This is a genomic window from Allobosea sp. TWI1241, from assembly GCF_039673065.1.
GTDB lineage: Bacteria > Pseudomonadota > Alphaproteobacteria > Rhizobiales > Beijerinckiaceae > Allobosea.
Map to the genome: position 1 here is coordinate 11,563 of NZ_JBDJKW010000014.1, position 18,625 is coordinate 30,187.

An 18,625-nucleotide genomic window follows, 5' to 3' on the forward strand; every position below is an offset into this window, starting at 1 on the left:
CGCCGCCGGCCTCACTTCACCAGCAGCCAGTCCTCGACCACCAGCGCGTCGAGGCCGGAGGTGTAGAACATCAGGATCGCATCCTCGCTGCTGTGCAGGATCGGCTTGCCCATGATGTTGAACGAGGTGTTGAGCAGCACCGGCACGCCGGTGAGGGCATGGAAGGCCGAGATCAGCGCGTGATAGCGCGGGTTGCGCTCCGCGGTGACGCTCTGGAGCCGCCCCGTTCCGTCTTCGTGCACCACGGCCGGCACGCGCGCCCGCACCGCCTGCTTCCAGACCAGCGTGCGCTCCATATAGGGCGAATCCTGGTAGGACTCGAACCAGTCCGGCCCGTGCTCGGCCAGGATCGAGGGCGCGAAGGGCCGGAAGGCCTCGCGGTACTTCACCTTGGCGTTGAGGATGTCCTTGGCGTCCGCCGGGCGCGGATCGGCCAGGATCGAGCGGTTGCCGAGGGCGCGCGGGCCGAATTCGGCGCGGCCCTGCGCCCAGCCGACCAGCTTGCCGGCGGCGAGCAGCGCCGCGGTCTCCTGCGCGATCTCCTCGGGCGGCAGCCGGCGCAGGCGCGGCTCCCAGGCCTGCATGCGCTCGAAGGGCTCGCTCGACAGGCTCGAGCCCAGATAGGGCGAGCTCGGGCCGGTGGGCGCCCGCCAGTCGGGATTGGCCTCGGCATGGGCGAGCCAGGCGGCGCCGATGGCGTTGCCGTCATCGGCAGGGGCGGAGGGCACATGCACCCGCGCGAAGCCGTGACGTCCGACGATCCTGCCGTTGAAGGAGGAGTTCAGGGCGCAGCCGCCGGCCAGGACGAGGTTTTCCGAGGGGCAGAGCGCCGCCGCCTCGGCGAGCAGCGCGTCCATCATCTCGGCGAAGACGTCCTGCCCGCAGCGCGAGAGATCGGCCCAGCCGCTCTCCAGCGCCTCGGCCGGGCGCCGCGCCAGGATCTCGCGCGCCACCTGCTGCACGGTCTCGGCGTCGGCGAAGACCAGCTTGGTGCCCTCGACCCGGTAGAGCCGGCGCAGCAGCGCCATCAGCTCCGGGTCCGGTTTGCCATAGGGGGCGAGCCCCATGATCTTCCATTCCTCGCCCTTGGCCTGGTCGAAGCCGGCGAGATCGGTGACGAAGCCGAAATAGAAGCCGATCGACTCCCGGCCGCGATGGCGCTTCAGCTCGGTAAGGCGCCCGTCCTTCAGCGCAAAGATCGCCGAGGCGCCGGTCTCGCCCATGCCGTCGACGACGAGGCAGGCGGCGTCGCGGAAGGGCGAGGACCAACAGGCATAGGCGGCGTGGCTGAGATGGTGGCCGAAGCGGCTCAGCCCCTCGAGGCGGGCTTCGCCGAAGGCGCGGTCGAGCCCGATCAGCACGCCGAGTCCGGCGCGCTGCTGCTGCTGGTGCAGCGAGGCGATCAGCGCGCGCTCGGTGCGCTGCGGCACCATCGAGCGGTTGAAGCCCGGCGAGAGCTTGAGCAGCGCGTCGAGCGTGAAGCTGCCGGCCCGCGCCATCTGGTCGAGGAAGCCGGTGAACTCCTCGCCCCAGCTCGTCGCCAGCCGCACCGGCGCGCCGGCCGGGATGTATCGCCGGATCAGGCTCTCCATCCGCCCGGCCGGGTCGGGCTCGCAGTTCGGCGCGCGCTTGTATTGCAGGTAGCGCTCGGCCGCCTCGGCGAAGAGCACCGTGCCCTGCGGGTCGAGGATGGCGATGGCAGGGTCGTGGAAGGTGGTCGCGAGGCCGATCGTATAGGTCATGGTGAGCCGGATATGCGCCAGGGCGGCGGACGAGGCAAATGCCGGCCGGCGCGGGACGCCGGCCGGCTGGGCGGAACGGCTTGCGTCAGCGCGGGAAGGAGACGCTGTCGGCGATCGTCTTGATCGCGGGCTCCAGCGCGGCGAAGCCGGCCTCCGGGGCGTTGACGATCATGCGGACGAAGCGGCCCTCGGGCCCGAGCCCGATATACTGGACGAAGCGCTTGCGGGCCTCGCCGCTGCCAATCGTGCCGGCGAGCATGGCGCCGTCGCCACCGGCGAAGCGCACGGTCTCGCGCTTGGCGATCTCGGCGGTCTCGAAGCCCTTGGTCACCTTCAGCAGCGTCTCGCCGGCGGCGGCGAGTTTGTCGGCCGGCACGGCGCCGGCAGTCTGGACGCTGGCGATCAGCAGCGGCTGCTTGCCCTCGGGGTCGGTGTTCTGCGGGCCGACCGTCATGATGACGCCGAGGCCGCCGAAGGTGTCGACGAAGCGGAAGGGCTCGGCCGTCTTGATGCGGAAGGGCAGGGAGGCGAGCTTCTCGTCGATGCTCGGCTCGGCGCCGAGCGAGATGGTCATTAGCATATCGACCACCTCGTCGGCGTCGATATCGGCGCTCTCCTGCGCCTGCACGGTGACCATCACGGTCTTGGCGCCCTTCAGCAGCACGATCCACTTGTCGAAGGTGACGTCGCCGGCCTTCTGCACGCCGGTGACCAGGCGGCCGGTGCCGCCGGCCGTGGCGATGTCGTCGACTGACGAGACGGTGATGTTCTGGCTGGCGAAGCCGGCCTTGGCGGTGTCGAGCGAGCCGAACAGCGCGGCGAGCTGGTCATGCGCCTCGGGCGGCATCTCGACCACGAGCAGCGTGGCCTTCTCCGCGGGGTTCTCCAGCCCGGCGAACTGGGTCGAGGGCTTGAAGCCCTCCATCGGCTCCAGCGAGACGGTGGTGCCGGCGATCGGCTGGCGCTGCTGCGCCTGCGCGCCCAGCGGCGCCGTCACGACCAGGGTGAGCGTGGCGGCGAGCGCCAGGATCGTGCGGCCGAGCCGCCCCGACGGGCGCGAAAGGGAAAGGGTCATGGGTTGGCTCCGTTGAAACTGGTCGGGTCGCGCCCGCGCGACACCGGGGCAACGCCCGGCGCCGCGTCCGGTTCACGCGAGCGATGCCGCAGCGCGACGACGGGCGAGCGTTGTGGCGGGCGATTATGGAGGCGGCGTGACCGCCCGCGCGTTCAGGGGCGTGCCATCGCGGCGCGGATCAGCGCCTTGGCGTCGTCGCTGGCCCAGTCGGCCGGGCCCTGGAGCAGAGCGAGCTCGCAGCCGGCGGGGTCGACCAGCACGCTGATCGGCATCCCCTCGACCTTGCGGGCGGCGCGCATGTCCTGGAACACCTTCGCCTCGGGATCGGCATAGTAGCGCAGGCGCGAAATGCCCTTCTCGGCCAGCCATTTGCGCGGCTTGTCGAGATGGCGGGTGTCGATGTTGATCGCCACGACCTCGAACTCGGCACCGCCGAGCGCGCCCTGGAGCGCGTCGAGCGAGGGCATCTCGTGCAGGCAGGGCGCGCACCAGGTCGCCCAGAGGTTGACCAGCACGGTGCGTCCCTTCAGGGCGGAGAGCGAGGTGCGGCTGCCATCAGGCGCGGTGAAGGCGAGGTCGGGCACCGGAACCGGCGTCTGCGCCACCTGCACGGCCGCGACCTCGCCGCGCGCCAGCGGGCGCAGGGAGGCGAGCTTAGGGCCGGCGGCGCTGCAGGCGGAATTGCCGGGGGTGCCCCGGCCGGAGTAGAACGCCGCGGCAGCGCCGACCGCGACCAGCGCCAGGGCTCCGAGAGCCGCCACGAATTTCCAACGAGACGTCATCGCGCGTCCTTGAAGAGCAGGAAAGACCGCCGTGAGCAACCGCATGTGGGGTGGGCGTTTCGCCACAGGTCCCGACGCCATCATGGAGGAGATCAACGCCTCCATCGATTTCGACCAGCGCCTGTGGCGCCAGGACATCCGGGGCTCGCTCGCCCATGCGGCGATGCTGGCGCGCACCGGGATCCTGACCCAGGACGACGTGGACGCGATCTCGGCCGGACTCAAGCAGATCGAGGCCGAGATCGAGGGCGGCCGCTTCACGTTCTCGCGCGCGCTTGAGGACATCCACATGAACGTCGAGGGTACGCTGCGCGAGCGCATCGGCCTCGCCGCCGGCCGCCTGCACACGGCGCGCTCGCGCAACGACCAGGTCGCGACCGACATGCGGCTGTGGGTGCGCGATGCGCTCGACGAACTCGACGCGCAGATCGCCGAGCTGCAGCAGGCGCTGGCCGAGAAGGCCGAGGCGCATGCGGGCGCGGTGATGCCGGGCTTCACCCATCTCCAGTCGGCGCAGCCGGTGACCTTCGGCCACCATCTGCTCGCCTATGTCGAGATGCTGGCGCGTGACCGCGGCCGCTTCCGCGACGCCCGCGAGCGCATGAACGAGTGCCCTCTGGGGGCCGCCGCCCTCGCCGGCACCTCCTTCCCGATCGACCGGCACATGACGGCGCAGGCGCTCGGCTTCGCCCGGCCGACCGAGAACTCGCTCGATTCGGTCTCCGACCGCGACTTCGTGCTCGAGACGCTGGCGGCGGCCTCGATCTGCGCCATGCATCTCTCGCGCTTCGCCGAGGAGATCGTGCTGTGGGCGACGCCGCAATTCGGCTTCGTGCGGCTCTCCGACCGGTTCTCGACCGGCTCCTCGATCATGCCGCAGAAGCGAAATCCCGACGCGGCCGAGCTGGTGCGGGGCAAGGCGGGCCGGGTCTTCGGCGCGCTGCAGGGCCTTCTGACCATGATGAAGGGCCTTCCGCTGACCTATTCCAAGGACATGCAGGAGGACAAGGAAGGCACCTTCGACGCGGTGCAGACCCTGTCTTTGTGCCTGGCCGCCACCGCCGGCATGGTTCGCGACATGCAGCCCGACCTGAAGGCGATGAAGAAGGCGGCCGGCCTCGGCTACGCCACCGCGACCGACCTTGCCGACTGGCTGGTGCGGGTGCTGAAAATGCCGTTCCGCGACGCGCACCACGTCACCGGCCGCCTGGTCGGCCTCGCCTCGGAGCGCGGCATCGGGCTGGAGAAGCTGACGCTGGCCGAGATGCAGGCGGTCGAGCCCAGCATCACGCAGGAGGTGTTCGGCGTGCTCGGCGTCGACCGTTCGGTGAAGAGCCGCACCAGCCATGGCGGCACCGCCCCGGCCAATGTCCGCCGGCAGGCGAAGCGCTGGCTGAGCCGCCTCGCCAAGGAGGCCGCAAAGCAGGCGGCCAAGGACGCTGCCCGCCCGGCAAAGGCCTGAGCGGCTGCGTCCGCGCGCGATCCGGGATGCGGCCTCGCGCCGCGTCCCGATTGAGCGCCCGTTGAGGCTCGCAAGCGCCGGCACCATTCGCTATGGTGCCGCATCGTTTCGCCCGAGGATTCCGTTCGTGCCGCATACCCGCCTGACATTCGGCCGCGCCCTGCTGATGGCGGGCCTGCTCGGCCTCGCGCTCTCCGCCTGCGGGCGACGGGGACCGCTGGAGCCGCCGCCGGATTCCAAGACCGCGATCGACCTGCCGGACAAGCAGACCGGCGCGACCGAGAACGTCGCGCCCGATCCGACCAGCGCGACCCCGCTGGGCCGGCCGGCGAAACGCAACCGGCCGATCGAGATTCCCGACAAGCCCTTCCTGCTCGACCCGCTGCTCTAAGAGCGTCCGATGCATCATTTCGCCTATCGCGACGGCGCGCTGTTCGCCGAGGACGTCGATCTGCGCCGCATCGCGGACGAGGTCGGCACGCCCGTCTACGTCTATTCCTCCGCGACGATCGAGCGGCATTACCGCGTCTTCGCCGCGGCGATGGCAGGTATCCGCCCGGGCCAGCCGGCCCATGTCTTCTATGCGATGAAGGCCAACAGCAATCTCGGCGTGCTGCGGACGCTGGCCTCGCTCGGGGCGGGGGCCGACACGGTTTCCGAGGGCGAGATCCGCAAGGCGCTGGCGGCCGGCATCCCGGCCGAGCGCATCGTCTTCTCCGGCGTCGGCAAGAGCGAGGCGGAGCTCGCCTTCGCGGTCGAGGCCGGGATCTACCAGGTCAATATCGAGACCGAGGGCGAGCTCGACCTGCTGTCGAAGGTGGCGCAGGCGCGCGGCCGGCACCAGGCGGCGGTGTTCCGCGTCAATCCCGACATCGGCGCCGGCGGCCACGCCAAGATCACCACGGGCTCGTCGGAGAACAAGTTTGGCGTCTCCTTCGAGGAGGTGCACCGGCTCTACGCCCGCGCCGCGAACCTGCCGGGCGTGCGCATCGCCGGGCTGGCGCTGCATATCGGCAGCCAGATCCGCGAGGTCGAGGCCTTCGAGCAGGCCTATGCCAAGATGCGCGCGCTGGTGCTGGCGCTGCGTGCCGAGGGCCATGGCGTCGAGCGGCTCGATCTCGGCGGCGGGCTCGGCATCCCCTACGACATCCCGAAGGATTTCGACCACGGCCCCGGGCTGATCGAGGCCTATGCCGCGATGGTGGCGCGCGTCACCGAGGGGCTGGACCTCGCGCTCGGCTTCGAGCCGGGCCGGCTGATCGTCGGCAATGCCGGCATCCTGCTGGCGCGGGTGCTGCATCTCAATCCGCGCCCGACCAAGCAGTTCCTGGTGGTCGATGCCGGCATGAACGACCTGATGCGGCCGGCGATGTACGAGGCCTATCACGAGATCTGGCCGGTGGCCGAGCCGGTGCCGGGGGATGCGGGCGTCGCCTATGACGTGGTCGGGCCGATCTGCGAGACCGGCGACACCTTCGCCACGGCGCGCACCCTGCCGGCGCTGGCGCCTGGCGACCTCATCGCCTTCATGACGGCCGGCGCCTATGGAGCGAGCATGTCCTCGACCTACAACCAGCGCCAGCTGGTGCCGGAGGTCCTGGTCAAGGGCGACCGCTATGCGGTGACGCGTCCGCGCCAGAGCTATGAGGAGCTGATCGGCACCGACCGCCTGCCGCCCTGGCTGGCCTGACGGGCGGCCCCGGCCGCGCCGATCACGATTCCCGGCGCGGCCTGCCGCTGCGCGCCTGTCGCCGCTGGTCATGCCACATTCCCGTGCTAGCCTGCGGGCTATGGTGGACGAAACCGTCGCGAGGAGGCGGGCCGGAGCATCGGAATGGATGAGACACCGCGCCGCGCGGCGCCCGACACGCTTTCCGTGACGCGCCGCAGGCTGGAGCGCCTCGCCACCGCCTCGCGCTTCGCGCTGGCCTGGGAGCGGCTGTGGCCGCGTTTGTGGACGCCGCTCGCCGTCCTGCTCACCTTCCTCGCCGTCTCCTGGTTCGGTCTCTGGCAGCATCTGCCGTGGTGGGGCCGCGCCGTCGGCGTCGGGCTGTTCGCGCTCGCCATCCTCGCCTCCCTCGTTCCGGTCCTGCGCAGCGGCGCGCCGTCGCGGCGCGAGGCGCTGGCCCGGCTCGACCGCTCCTCGCTCGGCGCGCACCGGCCGGCGACGGCGCTCGACGATTCGCTGGCGGTCGGCCAGCGCGACCCGGTCTCGCAGGCGCTCTGGGCGCTGCACGTCAAGCGCCAGAGCGAGGCGGTCTCGCGCCTGCGCGTCGATGCCCCCCATCCGCGCATGGCGCTGCACGACCGCCGCGCGCTGCGCCTGCTGCCGGTGCTGGCCGCGGTCGCCGCCTTCTTCGTCGCCGGCCATGCGGCGGTGCCGCGCCTGCTCTCGGCCTTCGACTGGCGCGGCCCGGCCGCCGCCGGCGCGCCGGTGCGCATCGACGCCTGGATCGATCCGCCGGCCCATACCCGCCTGCCGCCGATCCTGATCGACTTCGCCCGCCTGCCGGGCACGCAGTTTTCCGTGCCGAAGAATTCCACCGTGGTGGTGCGCATCGCCGGCGAGAGCGGCATGGACGTCGCCACCACCGGCGGGCTCGACCCGATCGCCGCCGAGGATGCCGCCAGGGACGCGACCAAGGACGCGACCAAGGATTCCGCCAAGGCGCCGGCCGCGGGCGGCAAGCCCGCCCCGGCCCCGGCGGCCCGCACGGCTGCCGCAGCGTCCGCCGGCGTGCTCGACAAGCGCTTCACCGTCAGCGGCGACGCGACATTGAGGATCACCGGCCGCGGCGCGCCCGAGCAGGTGCTGCAGCTCACGGCGGTGAGCGACCAGCCGCCGGAGATCGCCTTCGTCGGCGAGCCGGAGAGCGTCAGCGGCCTGCAGGGCGGGCTGGCCGTGACCTATCGCGCCAAGGACGATTACGGCATCGCCGGGATCGAGGCGGTGATGTCGCGCGAGGAGGGCGCCGCCGGGCGCTCGCTGGTCGAGCCGCCGACGCAGTCGCTGCCCGTGCCGGCCTCCGGCGAGGAGGAGATGCGCCGGGTGCTCGACGTCACCAGCCATCCCTGGGCCGGGGCGCGCGTCGGGCTGACGCTGGTCGCCCGCGACGAGGTCGGCCAGGAGGGCCGCAGCCAGACCCTGACGGTGACGCTGCCGCAGCGCGTGTTCTCCAAGCCGCTGGCCAAGGCGCTGGTCGAGCAGCGCCGCATCCTCGCCATGGACGCCGATGCACGCCGCACGGTGCAGCTCGCCATGGACGCGCTGATGATCGAGCCGCAGCTCTTCATGAAGGAGACCGGCGTCTATCTCGGCATGCGCATGGTCTCGGAGCGGCTGCGCCGCGCCGCCAGCGACGACCAGCTGCGCGAGGTGGTCGAGCTGATGTGGGCGCTGGCGATCGAGCTGGAGGACGGCGCGCTCTCCGACGCCGAGAAGGCGCTGCGTGCCGCGCAGGAGAACCTGCGTCAGGCGCTGGAGCGCGGCGCCTCCGACGAGGAGATCCGCAAGCTCACCGAGGAGATGCGCCGGGCGATGGACCGCTATATGCGCGACCTCGCCCAGCAGATGCAGAAGCGCATGCAGGAGGGCGGGCAGGAGCAGGCCCAGACGCCGGAGAACTTCCGCTCGGTGACGCCGCGCGACCTGCAGAACATGCTCGACCGCATCGAGGAGCTGTCGCGCCGCGGCGAGACGGCCGAGGCGCAGCGCCTGATGGAGGAGCTGAACAACCTGCTCAACAATCTCCAGATGGCCCGTCCCGGCCAGCAGGATCCGCGCCAGCGCGAGATGAACCAGACGCTCGGCGATCTCGACCGCATGGCCCGCGAGCAGCAGGACCTGCGCGACGAGACCTTCCGCCAGGAGCAGCGCCGGCAGGACGGCATGCAGCAGCAGCGCGGGCGCCCGCAGGCCCGTCCGGGCCAGCGCCAGCAAGGCCAGCAGAGTCAGCAGCAGGGCCAGAGGGGCCGTCCGCAGCCCGGCGAGCAGGGCGAAGCCGGCGAGGGACAGTCGGGCGAGGGGCTCTCCCAGCGCCAGCAGGCGCTGCGCGAGCGGCTGGAGGAGTTGCAGCGGCGCATGCGCGGCATGGGCGCCGATCCGGGCGAGCTCGCCGAGGCCGAGGAGGCGATGCGCGAGGCCGAGCGCCAGCTCGGGCAGGGCCAGGGCGGCGAGGCGCTCGACGCGCAGGGCCGGGCGCTCGAGGCGCTGCGGCGCGGCGGCGACAACCTCGCCCAGCAGATGCAGGGCCAGCCCGGTGAGGGCGAGGGCCAGGGCAACGCCTATGGCGAGCCGGACGGCCGGCCCCCTGGGCGCCCCTCGGCGCAGCAGCGCGGCAGCGACGATCCGCTCGGCCGGCCGCAGCGCCAGCGCGACTGGGCCGATGGCCGCGTGCGCGTGCCGGGCGCCGACGAGAGCGCGACGCAGCGCGCCCGCCGCATCCTGGAGGAGCTGCGCCGCCGGCTCGGCGATCCGGCCCGGCCGTCGCAGGAGCTCGACTATCTGGAGCGGCTGCTGCGCCGCAACTGACGCCGCTTATCCCCGCCATCGCCGCCGCCGGCATAATGCCCGGCGTCGGTGGAGGGCGAAGCGATGACGATGCGGGCAGCTGTCGGAAGCGATGCGGCGGCACAGGCCGCGCATGGTCATGATGCCGTGGTCAGCGCCGGACGCCTGCTGGCGCTGGCGCCGGGCGGACGGCCGTCGATCCTGGCCGGGCTCGCGGAGCCCTTCGACCGTCTCGCGGCACCCGCCGGGCTGCTGGCGCCGCTGCGGCTGCCGCATTTCCTGGCGCAGGCGGCGCATGAGACCGACGGGTTCCGCACGCTGGTCGAATATGGCGGGCCGGGCTGGTTCGCCCGCTATGACGGCCGCGCCGATCTCGGCAACGATCGGCCGGGCGACGGGGCGCGCTATCGCGGGCGCGGCGTCTTCCAGCTCACCGGCCGCGCCAATTATCGCCGCTATGGCCGGCTGCTCGGCGTCGATCTCGAGGGCGAGCCGGCGCAGGCGGCGGAGCCGGAGCTCTCCTTGCGCATCGCGCTGGCCTATTGGCGCGAGCGCGGGATCGACGCTGCGGCCGACCGCGACGATATCGTCGCGGTGACGCGGCTGATCAATGGCGGGCTGAACGGGCTCGCCGCCCGCCGCGCCCTGCTGGAGCGCGCGCGGGCGATCTGGCCCTGAACCTCAGCGATGGCCGGCGCGCAGCGCCTCGTCGAGATCGGCATAGAGGTCGTCGACGTCCTCGATGCCGGTCGAAAGGCGCAGCAGGTCGGTCGGGCAGGGCGTGCCGGCGCCCTCGATCGAGGCGCGGTGCTCGATCAGGCTCTCGACGCCGCCGAGCGAGGTGGCGCGCTTGTAGAGCTGGACCCGCGCCGCGGTGGCGATCGCGGCCTGCTCGCCGCCGCTGACCTGTACGGAGAGCATGTAGCCGAAGCCGCCCTCCATCTGCCGGGCGGCGACGTCGTGGCCGGGATGCTGCGGCAGGCCGGGATAGAGCACGCGCGTCACCAGCGGATGGGCCGAGAGCCGCTGCGCCAGCGCCATGGCGGAGGCCGACTGGCGCTCCTGCCTGACATGGAGCGTGCGCATGCCGCGCATCAGCAGATAGGCCTCGAACGGGCCGAGGATGCCGCCCTGGCCGCGACGCACCGTCTTGACACGGCCCCAGAAGGCGTCGTCCTCGCGGGCGCAGAGCGCACCGGCGATCACGTCGGAATGGCCGTTCAGCACCTTGGTGGCGGCGTGCATAACGATGTCGGCGCCGAGCGTCAGCGGGCGGGTGTGCACCGGCGAGGCGCAGGTCGAATCGACCGCGAGCTTGGCGCCGGCGGCATGGGCGATCTCGGCGGCGCCGGCGATGTCGGTGATGGTCCAGAGTGGGTTCGAGGGTGTCTCGATCCAAACCAGCCTGGTCTCGCCCTTGCGCATCGCGGCGCGCAGCGCGTCGAGATCGTCGGTCTCGACGAACTCGATCACCAGCCCCCAGCGCGTCGCCTCGGTCAGCAGCCAGCTGCGCAGCGCCCAGTACATCACGCGCGAGACCACGACATGGTCGCCCGGCGACAGCGCCTGGAACACCGCGGTGGCGGCGGCCATGCCGGAGCCGAACAGCAGCGCGCCGGCCGGCGCCTCCTCGAGCATGGCGAGCACGGCTTCCGCCTCGCGCACCGTCTCGTTGTCGGGGCGGCCATAGACGAAGCCGCTGGAATAGGCGTTGTCCTCGTCGCGGATATAGGTGGTCGAGACGTGGATCGGCGTCACCACGGCGCGGGTGGCGGGGTCGATCTTGCCTAGCGCCTGGGCGGCGAGGGAGCGGGGATGCAGCGGGCGCGTGGCCATGAGCGAGATCCGGATTTCCACTATGAGAGACATTTCATCTCATTTCATCGCGGGGCGCGCAAGCAGCCGCGCCTTGCCATGCACGCAGATGCGCCCCATCTGCAAAACATGCCGGCCATGGTGCCGGCCGGCGTCTATCCGGGGGAGAGCGGCGATGAGCACGCGGGAGATCGGCGGCACCGCCGCCAGGCGTCCGGCCTGGATCGACCTGCTGCTGGCGGTCGTGCCGGTTGTGGTGGTTTCGCTCGCCGGCAGCGCGCTGACCGTGCCGGAGATCGCGGGCTGGTATGCCGGGCTGGCCAAGCCGTCCTTCAACCCGCCGAACTGGCTGTTCGGCCCGGTCTGGACCTTGCTCTTCGCGCTGATGGCTCTGGCGGCGTTCCGCGTCTGGCGGCTGCCGGCGGGGGCGCCGGGCCGGGGCGAGGCGCTGCTCGCCTACCATGTCCAGCTCGTGCTCAACCTGTCCTGGTCGGCGGCCTTCTTCGCCGCCAACAGCCCGGCGGCCGGGCTCGCCGTCATCGCCGTGCTGATCGCCGCGATCCTGTGGACGATCTCGGCCTTCCTGCGCGCCGGGGCGCGGCTTTCGGCCGCGCTCTTCCTGCCCTATCTCGCCTGGGTCGCGTTCGCCGCGGTGCTGAACGGCACGATCTGGTGGCTGAACAGCTGAGGCCTCAGCCGATCGAGCGCTCGATCACCCGGATCACCGTTTCGCGCAGCTCGGCGATGGTGAAGGGCTTTGTCATCACCTCCGCCACGATCGATTCGAGGCTGCGGGCGCGCTCGCGCTGCTCGGCATAGCCGGTCATCAGCATGATGGTCAGCTCGGGGAAGGCCTGCTTTGCGGCGAGCGCCAGCGCGATCCCGTCCATCAGCGGCATGCGGATATCGGTGAGCAGCAGGTCGAATCGCCCCTGCTCGGCCATCAGGATGTCGAGCGCCTCGGCGCCGTCGGCGGCCATGGTGCAGCTATGGCCGTCCAGGGTCAGGCCGCGGGCGATCAGCGCCCGCAGGCTGTCCTCGTCGTCGACGACAAGGATGCGCGACATCGCTCAGATCCCCGGCAGGCCGGCCTGGTCGGCCGTCTCGATCACGCCGACATAGGGCAACTGCCGGAAGGAGTGGGCGACATCCATGCCGTAGCCGACGACGAAATAGTCGGGGCATTCGAAGCCGACATAATCGGCCTGGATGCTGACGGCGCGCTTGCCGGGCTTCTCCAGCAGCACGCAGCTCTCGACGCGCGCGGCGCCGCGGGCGGCGAGCAGGTCCTTGGCGAAGGCGAGGGTGCGGCCCGATTCGAGGATGTCGTCGACCAGCAGCACCTCGCGGCCGCGCACGTCGCTCTGCACGTCGCGCAGGATCTCGACCTGGCCGGAGGAGACCGTGGCGGCGCGATAGCTCGACAGGTGCACGAACTCCACCTGTGGGCTCATGCCGGTGCGGTGCATGGCGCGGATCAGGTCGGCCACGAACATGAAGCTGCCCTTCAGCACGGCGACGACGAGCAGGTCCGGGCCGGACCGCGCCGCTATTTCCGCCGCCATCTCGGCGTTGCGGGCGGCGATGGCGGCCTCGTCGTAGAGGACGCGGATGCGCTGGGGATGGGGCATGGACTCGCAATCCTCCGGGATGGTCGGGGCCGGCGCCGGCCGCTGGGGCCGCACCGGGACAGGACACCGTGATAGCCTCCGCGCGGCGACATTAGAAGCCGGACGAGGGGATGAGGCGCGGCGCTCAGCGCGGGGCTGCGGCGGCGGTGCGCGCCTCGCCGCCGAAGCGGACCTGGACCGAGCGGCCGGCCTCGGGCGGCTGCGCCAGCCGGGCGCGGAAGCGCACCAGCGCCGCGGGCTCGAGCTCGGGGCGCGGCGGCTCGGTGGTCCAGCTGTAGAGGTCCTGGCCGGCGGCGTCGCGCACGGTGACGGCGATCGGCGGCAGGCTGGTGTTGCGGCGCGCGACATTGGTGATGTCGCCCTCGACCACCAGGAAGCGGCCCTGCGCGTCCTGCACGATCTCGCTCTCGACCGCACTGAAGACCAGACCGCGCAGGTTCACCGGCAGGCCGATCGCGGCATAGAGCGCGGCGACCTGCGGCACGGCGCGCACCACCGGCTCGCGCTGCCAGAGGGCGAGCCCGGCCAGCGCGCAGCCGGCCAGAGCGAGGCCGATGGTCGCGGGGCGGCGCCCGGCGAGCGGGTTGCCGCGGCGGCGCTTGTTGGCTTGCGGGCGCCGGCGCGGGCGGTCCGTCGTGGCTCCGGCGGCTTGCGCGCCCTGCTCGGCGGCGATCGCCGAGACCTCCGCCGCGATGTCGGCGGCGCGCTCCAGCTCGGCGGCGAGCTCGGCGCTGGTCTCGGATGCGTCGGGCGCGGGCGGAAAGGCCGCGTCGGCCGCCTCCGCCGTCTCGGGTTCGGGCGCTGCGGCGACGGGCGGATCGACATGCCAGACCGTGCGGCAGGCCGGGCAGCGGACCTTGCGACCCTCGGCGCCGATCTTGCCGTCGTCGAGCTCGTAGCGGCTGGCGCAGGAAGGGCAGGCGATCAGCATGGTCTGGGGGCGCTCTCCGTCGCGGCCGGGACGGTCCGCGCGCGCGTCCGTCCAGCATAGCCGCGGCCTCAAGGGGCCGCACGCGGCGGCCGGCTCGTTCCGGTCACATTGGCCCGCTTTATGGTTAACGTCCCGTAAAAGCTTCCTCCTCTAGGGCTGGGGCGCCGGTGGCGGCGGAACGCCCGTTCCGCGACGCCCGCCGGCGGGTGTAGGATCGCCTCGTCGCCCCTGGTCGGCGCGGCGCGATTCGGCAGGCGAAAGGAAGGGCGTTGGTTCGCTTCGAGAATGTCGGGCTGCGATACGGCATGGGGCCGGAGGTGCTGAAGGACATCAATTTCAGCATCGCCCCCCGCTCGTTCCAGTATCTCACCGGGCCCTCCGGTGCCGGCAAGACCACGCTGATCCGCCTGATCCTGATGGCGCTGAAGCCGACGCGCGGCCTCGTGCATCTCTTCGGGCAGGACGTCTCGCGCCTCGACGCCGCGACGCTGACCGGCTTCCGCCGGCGCATGGGCGTGGTCTTTCAGGATTTCCGCCTGCTCGACCACCTCACCCTCTACGAGAACGTCGCCCTGCCGCTGCGCGTGCTCGGCAAGGAGGAGGCGGGCTATCGTGCCGAGGTGGTCGAGCTGCTGCGCTGGGTCGGGCTGGGCGAGCGCATGCACGCGGTGCCGCCGGTGCTCTCCGGCGGCGAGAAGCAGCGCGCCGCGATCGCGCGCGCCCTGATCGCGCGGCCGCAGCTGCTGCTCGCCGACGAGCCGACCGGCAATGTCGATCCCGGCCTGGGGCGCCGGCTGCTGCGGCTGTTCATGGAATTGCAGGCGCTGGGCACGGCCGTGGTGATCGCCACGCATGATCTGGCGCTGATGGAGCAGTACGACGCGCCGCGCCTGGTGCTGGCCGACGGGCATCTGCATGTCGACGCGTGAGGAGCGGGCCGGCGCGGGCGGGCTGCCCGCCAATCTGCGGCGCGACCAGCCGCTGGTGCCGGTCGATTCGGTCGCTGGCCGCGCGCTCGTCGTCGTCATCGCCATCCTGACCTTCCTGGCGGCGCTGAGCGCCGGCGCCGCGATGCTGGCGGCGCGCGCCTCCGACCAGTGGCGCGGCGCCGTCGCCGACGAGATGACCATCCAGGTCAGGCCCGATACCCGCCGAGACATGGAGGCGGATCTCGCGCGCGCCGCCGAGCTCGCCCGCGCGGTGCCCGGCATCGCCTCGGCGCGGGTGGTGCCGCGGGCCGAATCGGACAAGCTGCTCGAGCCCTGGCTCGGCGCGGGGCTCGACCTGATCGAGCTGCCGGTGCCGCGCCTCGTGGTGCTCAGGCTCAACGCCGCCAAGGCGGCCGACATCGCCGCCTTCGGCCAGACGCTGCGCAAGGAGGTCGCCTCGGCGACGCTCGACGATCACCGGCTCTGGGTGCGCCGGCTCTCTGCCATGGCCAACACCATGATCCTCGCCGGCGTCGCCGTCGTGCTGCTGGTGCTGGTCGCGGCGGCGCTGGCGATCGCCTTCGCCACGCGCGGCGCCATGGCCGGCAGCCGCGACAGCGTGGAGGTTCTGCATCTGGTCGGCGCCGACGACGACTTCATCGCCCGCGAGTTCCAGAACCGCTTCGTGGTGCTCGGCCTGCGCGGCGGCGCCGCCGGCGGGCTCGCCGCAGTGATCGCGATCGCGCTGCTCGGCTGGATCGCCTCGGCCTGGAGCGCGACGCCGGAGGCAGACCAACTGCAGGCGATGTTCGGCGCCTTCGAGATCGGCTGGTCGGGCTATGGCGTGGTGCTGCTGGTGGCGGCGATCGTGGCGGCGATCGCCGGCCTCGTCTCGCGGGTCACGGTCCGCCATTACCTGCGGGCCATGGCGTGATGCGGCGCGGTTCCGGCACCAGCACGCCGCCAAAGCGCCCGATTGCGCCGATATCCTGCCGTCCTCATGGTGATGATCGGCATTGGACGTGCGGACGGGCCGGAAGCTGAGGGCGGCATGAGCGATGCGTCGCCGGCACGGATTGCGCCAGGGCGCAGGAAGCTCCGCTTCCTGAAGGCGCTGCTGTGGCTCGTCCTGGCCGCGGCGCTGGCGCTGCTGGCCGGCTATGTCCGTTTCGCCTCGCTGCTCACCGTCGACGAGACCCAGCCGCCGCGCACCGACGCGATCGTGGTGGTCACCGGAGGCGCCCAGCGCATCGGCGACGCCATCGGCCTGCTCAATGCCGAGCGCGGCTCGCGGCTTCTGATCAGCGGCGTCAACGAGCGCACCGGTCGTGAGGAACTCGCCAAGCTCAACCCGAAGGCGCGCGAGGCACTGTCCTGCTGCGTCGATCTCGACTATCGCGCCCGCAATACCACCGGAAACGCCATCGAGGCGCGGCGCTGGGCGAGGCAGCACGGCTTCGGCTCGCTGCTGCTGGTGACATCGAACTACCACATGCCGCGCACGCTGGTGGAGTTCCGCCACGCCATGCCGGGCATCCGCGTCGTGCCCTATTCGGTGGTGACCGAGCAGGTCGACGTCACCGGCTGGTGGTATGACTGGCCGACGATCCGCCTGCTGGTGCCGGAATACGCCAAATATCTCGTCGTCTCGGCCCGCAGCATGATCGAGGACGATCCGGAGACCTCGCGGCTCTCGGTGATCATCGGCGGGCGCAAGCCGGTCTCGCCCAAGCCGCCCGACCGCATCGGCCCGGAGCAGGAGCGGCGCTCGCGCGCGGTGGCACCCGAGCGCGACGTCTGACGCCGCCGCTCTTGACGGCGGCCTGCCGGCGGGCTTCTTGCCGGCATGCTCGTGCTTCGCTCGCTGATCTTCAACGCCGCCTTCTACGTGAACCTGGCCTTCTGGGCCCTGTGCACGACCCTGTCGCTGCCGCTGCCGCGCCGCATGAACGCCATCGTGCGGATCGCGGCGCTGTGGGGTCGCACCAGCTTCTGGCTGATGCGGGTCATCGTCGGCACGCGCGTCGAGATCACCGGCACCGAGCACATCCCGCCGGGCGGGATCATCGTCGCCTCGAAGCACCAGTCGATCTGGGAGACCTTCGCGCTGATCACGGTGTTCAACGACCCGGTCTACATCCTCAAGCGCGAGCTGACCTGGATCCCGATGTTCGGCTGGGCGCTGCTGCGCTCCGGCATGATCCCGGTGAACCGCAGCGCCGGCAGCCGCGCCTTGCAGGAGGCGACGCGGCGCGCCAAGACCGAGATCACCGGCCATGGCCGCCAGCTGATGATCTTCCCGGAGGGCACGCGCCGCCCGCCCGGCGCGCCGCCGGCCTACAAATACGGCGTGGCGCATCTCTATGCCGAGCTGCGCGTGCCCTGCGTGCCGGTGGCGCTGAATGCCGGGCTGTTCTGGCCGCGCCGCAGCTTCCTGCGCCGCCCGGGGACGATCCGCCTCGAGATCATGCCGGCGATCGCGCCCGGCATGGACAAGATGGCCTTCCATGCCCGGCTCCAGGAGACGATCGAGACCGCCTGCGACCGGCTGCTGCAGCAGGGCCTCGCCGAACTTGCGGCGCTCGGCGTCGAACCTCCTGCCAATTTGCGTCAGGAGCCGCCCGCGCGGCCCTGACAGCTCTTGACATGCAGCCCTGTCGTTCCGATTTTGTTCTTGAACAAAGGAGGAACAAATGGCCGCCCTCGCTGCCCTGTCCCCATCTTCGGGCCCGCAGGCCCAGATCGCCCACGAGATCCCGATGCGCAGCGCCGCGCATCTGGCGGAACGGCGCTTCACCGCCTGGCGCGGCCGCTCCGGCCGGCGCTATGTCGCCTCGGTCTTCCCGGTGCACGACACCCATGCGCTGACCTTCACCGACGCGGTGCTGCTCGCGGTCTCGCCGGAGCGGACGATCCTGGCGGCGCGCGAGAGCGGCCCGTTCGGCGTCGCCGCCGCGATGTCGCGCTGGCGCGATACGGTGGCGCTCGCCGGCGCCTGCGAGATCCATGTGCATCTGCTGGCCGAGGACGGCGCCAGCCGCCGTGCCGCCCTGCGCGACCTGATGCCGGAAGCCTGAGCCGCCGCGCGCCGGCTCAGCCGCGGTCCAGCGCCGCGACGAGGTGCGCCAGCAGCGGATCGTGCACGCCCATCTCGTGCAGATGCGCGTGGGTGCGGCGCAGATAGTCCGGGTTCTCGCCGGAAATGCCCTTGCCCTGCCGCACCAGCGCCAGCAGCGTGTCCTCCGGCAGGCGTCCGGCATATTGGCCATGGGCGCGGTCGGCGACATAGGTCAGCGCCCGCAGGCGGCGCCCGTCGTCGAGCCTGACGGCGAGGCGGCGCTCGAGATAGACCGCCGTCGCCTGCTCGCGCTCGCGCAGATAGGCGATCGTCTCGTCGGCGCGATCGGCCTCGACCCGGAAGGCGACGCCGCGGCAGATGCCGCCGCGGTCGAGCCCGAGCACGAGGCCGGGCGTCTCCGGCGTGCCGCGATGCACATGCGAATAGATGCAGAGCGAACGGTGGAAGCCGTGCAGGCGCGCGCCCATGCGCTCGGCGAAGGCGAAGCCCGGCCGCCAGATCAGCGAGCCGTAGCCGAAGACCCAGAGATCCTCCGATGCGTCGTGAGCCGTCGGCGTCATCCCATAATTCCGCCTGCTTGCGCCGTCAGTGAGGGCGTCCCGGCCAGTCCGGGGCGCGCGGCACACTGGCGCCGCGCGGCCCCGCTCGCTATCAATCCGTCGAGTTTTT

Annotated in this window: 19 protein-coding genes; 11 read left to right on the forward strand and 8 right to left on the reverse strand. The window is 71.8% G+C overall.

The window, feature by feature from the left end; all coding sequences use genetic code 11:
* Positions 1-11: 11 nt before the first annotated feature.
* The 3 genes from ABE438_RS16470 to tlpA form a co-directional block, all read right to left on the reverse strand.
* Positions 12-1,742 carry a carbamoyltransferase family protein gene (locus ABE438_RS16470; protein WP_346503742.1) on the reverse strand — a complete coding sequence of 577 codons (1,731 nt, stop codon included), beginning with the start codon at positions 1,740-1,742 and terminating at the stop codon, positions 12-14.
* 85 nt (positions 1,743-1,827) lie between these two features.
* Positions 1,828-2,817 carry a hypothetical protein gene (locus tag ABE438_RS16475; RefSeq protein WP_346503743.1) on the reverse strand — a complete coding sequence of 330 codons (990 nt, stop codon included), beginning with the start codon at positions 2,815-2,817 and terminating at the stop codon, positions 1,828-1,830.
* Between the two features lie 152 nt (positions 2,818-2,969).
* Entirely contained in the window at positions 2,970-3,599 is a 630-nt protein-coding gene (gene tlpA / locus ABE438_RS16480) for a thiol:disulfide interchange protein TlpA (RefSeq protein WP_346503744.1), read from the reverse strand.
* Positions 3,600-3,630: 31 nt separating this feature from the next.
* On the opposite strand from tlpA, the gene argH reads away from it, so the two are divergent.
* The 5 genes from argH (at position 3,631) to ABE438_RS16505 (ending at position 10,249) form a co-directional block, all read left to right on the forward strand.
* On the forward strand, positions 3,631-5,061 hold the full coding sequence (gene argH, locus ABE438_RS16485) for an argininosuccinate lyase (protein WP_346503745.1): 1,431 nt from the start codon (positions 3,631-3,633) through the stop codon (positions 5,059-5,061).
* Between the two features lie 127 nt (positions 5,062-5,188).
* Positions 5,189-5,452: an LPS translocon maturation chaperone LptM gene (gene lptM / locus ABE438_RS16490; RefSeq protein ID WP_346503746.1), complete on the forward strand. Its 264-nt coding sequence runs from the start codon at positions 5,189-5,191 to the stop codon at positions 5,450-5,452.
* A gap of 9 nt (positions 5,453-5,461) precedes the next feature.
* The gene (gene lysA, locus ABE438_RS16495) at positions 5,462-6,751 is read left to right on the forward strand and encodes a diaminopimelate decarboxylase (protein ID WP_346503747.1); all 1,290 of its coding nucleotides are present in this window, start codon (positions 5,462-5,464) and stop codon (positions 6,749-6,751) included.
* Positions 6,752-6,895: 144 nt separating this feature from the next.
* Positions 6,896-9,592, forward strand: a complete 2,697-nt coding sequence (locus tag ABE438_RS16500; protein ID WP_346503748.1) for a TIGR02302 family protein — start codon at positions 6,896-6,898, stop codon at positions 9,590-9,592.
* A gap of 63 nt (positions 9,593-9,655) precedes the next feature.
* Positions 9,656-10,249: a glycoside hydrolase family 19 protein gene (locus tag ABE438_RS16505; RefSeq protein ID WP_346503749.1), complete on the forward strand. Its 594-nt coding sequence runs from the start codon at positions 9,656-9,658 to the stop codon at positions 10,247-10,249.
* 3 nt (positions 10,250-10,252) lie between these two features.
* On the opposite strand, the gene ABE438_RS16510 is transcribed toward ABE438_RS16505, so the two are convergent.
* Positions 10,253-11,407: a trans-sulfuration enzyme family protein gene (locus ABE438_RS16510; protein WP_346503750.1), complete on the reverse strand. Its 1,155-nt coding sequence runs from the start codon at positions 11,405-11,407 to the stop codon at positions 10,253-10,255.
* Positions 11,408-11,561: 154 nt separating this feature from the next.
* Between ABE438_RS16510 and ABE438_RS16515 the strand changes: the two genes are divergently transcribed.
* Positions 11,562-12,074, forward strand: coding sequence for a TspO/MBR family protein (locus ABE438_RS16515; protein WP_346503751.1), 513 nt, complete (start codon positions 11,562-11,564; stop codon positions 12,072-12,074).
* A gap of 4 nt (positions 12,075-12,078) precedes the next feature.
* On the opposite strand, the gene ABE438_RS16520 is transcribed toward ABE438_RS16515, so the two are convergent.
* From ABE438_RS16520 to ABE438_RS16530, 3 genes are all read right to left on the reverse strand, one after another.
* Positions 12,079-12,453, reverse strand: a complete 375-nt coding sequence (locus ABE438_RS16520) for a response regulator (RefSeq protein ID WP_346503752.1) — start codon at positions 12,451-12,453, stop codon at positions 12,079-12,081.
* Positions 12,454-12,456: 3 nt separating this feature from the next.
* Positions 12,457-13,017, reverse strand: a complete 561-nt coding sequence (hpt, locus tag ABE438_RS16525; RefSeq protein ID WP_346503753.1) for a hypoxanthine phosphoribosyltransferase — start codon at positions 13,015-13,017, stop codon at positions 12,457-12,459.
* A gap of 124 nt (positions 13,018-13,141) precedes the next feature.
* The gene (locus ABE438_RS16530; protein WP_346503754.1) at positions 13,142-13,948 is read right to left on the reverse strand and encodes a zinc-ribbon domain-containing protein; all 807 of its coding nucleotides are present in this window, start codon (positions 13,946-13,948) and stop codon (positions 13,142-13,144) included.
* Between the two features lie 269 nt (positions 13,949-14,217).
* On the opposite strand from ABE438_RS16530, the gene ftsE reads away from it, so the two are divergent.
* From ftsE to ABE438_RS16555, 5 genes are all read left to right on the forward strand, one after another.
* Positions 14,218-14,877, forward strand: a complete 660-nt coding sequence (gene ftsE, locus ABE438_RS16535; protein ID WP_346503755.1) for a cell division ATP-binding protein FtsE — start codon at positions 14,218-14,220, stop codon at positions 14,875-14,877.
* Entirely contained in the window at positions 14,864-15,811 is a 948-nt protein-coding gene (locus ABE438_RS16540) for a cell division protein FtsX (protein ID WP_346503756.1), read from the forward strand. Before ftsE ends, ABE438_RS16540 begins: the two co-directional genes overlap by 14 nt.
* 117 nt (positions 15,812-15,928) lie before the next feature.
* Positions 15,929-16,678 carry a YdcF family protein gene (locus ABE438_RS16545; RefSeq protein ID WP_346503757.1) on the forward strand — a complete coding sequence of 250 codons (750 nt, stop codon included), beginning with the start codon at positions 15,929-15,931 and terminating at the stop codon, positions 16,676-16,678.
* 45 nt (positions 16,679-16,723) lie between these two features.
* Entirely contained in the window at positions 16,724-17,512 is a 789-nt protein-coding gene (locus ABE438_RS16550; RefSeq protein ID WP_346503758.1) for a lysophospholipid acyltransferase family protein, read from the forward strand.
* A 58-nt stretch (positions 17,513-17,570) separates the two neighbouring features.
* The gene (locus ABE438_RS16555) at positions 17,571-17,954 is read left to right on the forward strand and encodes a hypothetical protein (protein WP_346503759.1); all 384 of its coding nucleotides are present in this window, start codon (positions 17,571-17,573) and stop codon (positions 17,952-17,954) included.
* A gap of 16 nt (positions 17,955-17,970) precedes the next feature.
* On the opposite strand, the gene ABE438_RS16560 is transcribed toward ABE438_RS16555, so the two are convergent.
* Entirely contained in the window at positions 17,971-18,516 is a 546-nt protein-coding gene (locus tag ABE438_RS16560) for a gamma-glutamylcyclotransferase (protein WP_346503760.1), read from the reverse strand.
* Positions 18,517-18,625: the final 109 nt, after the last annotated feature.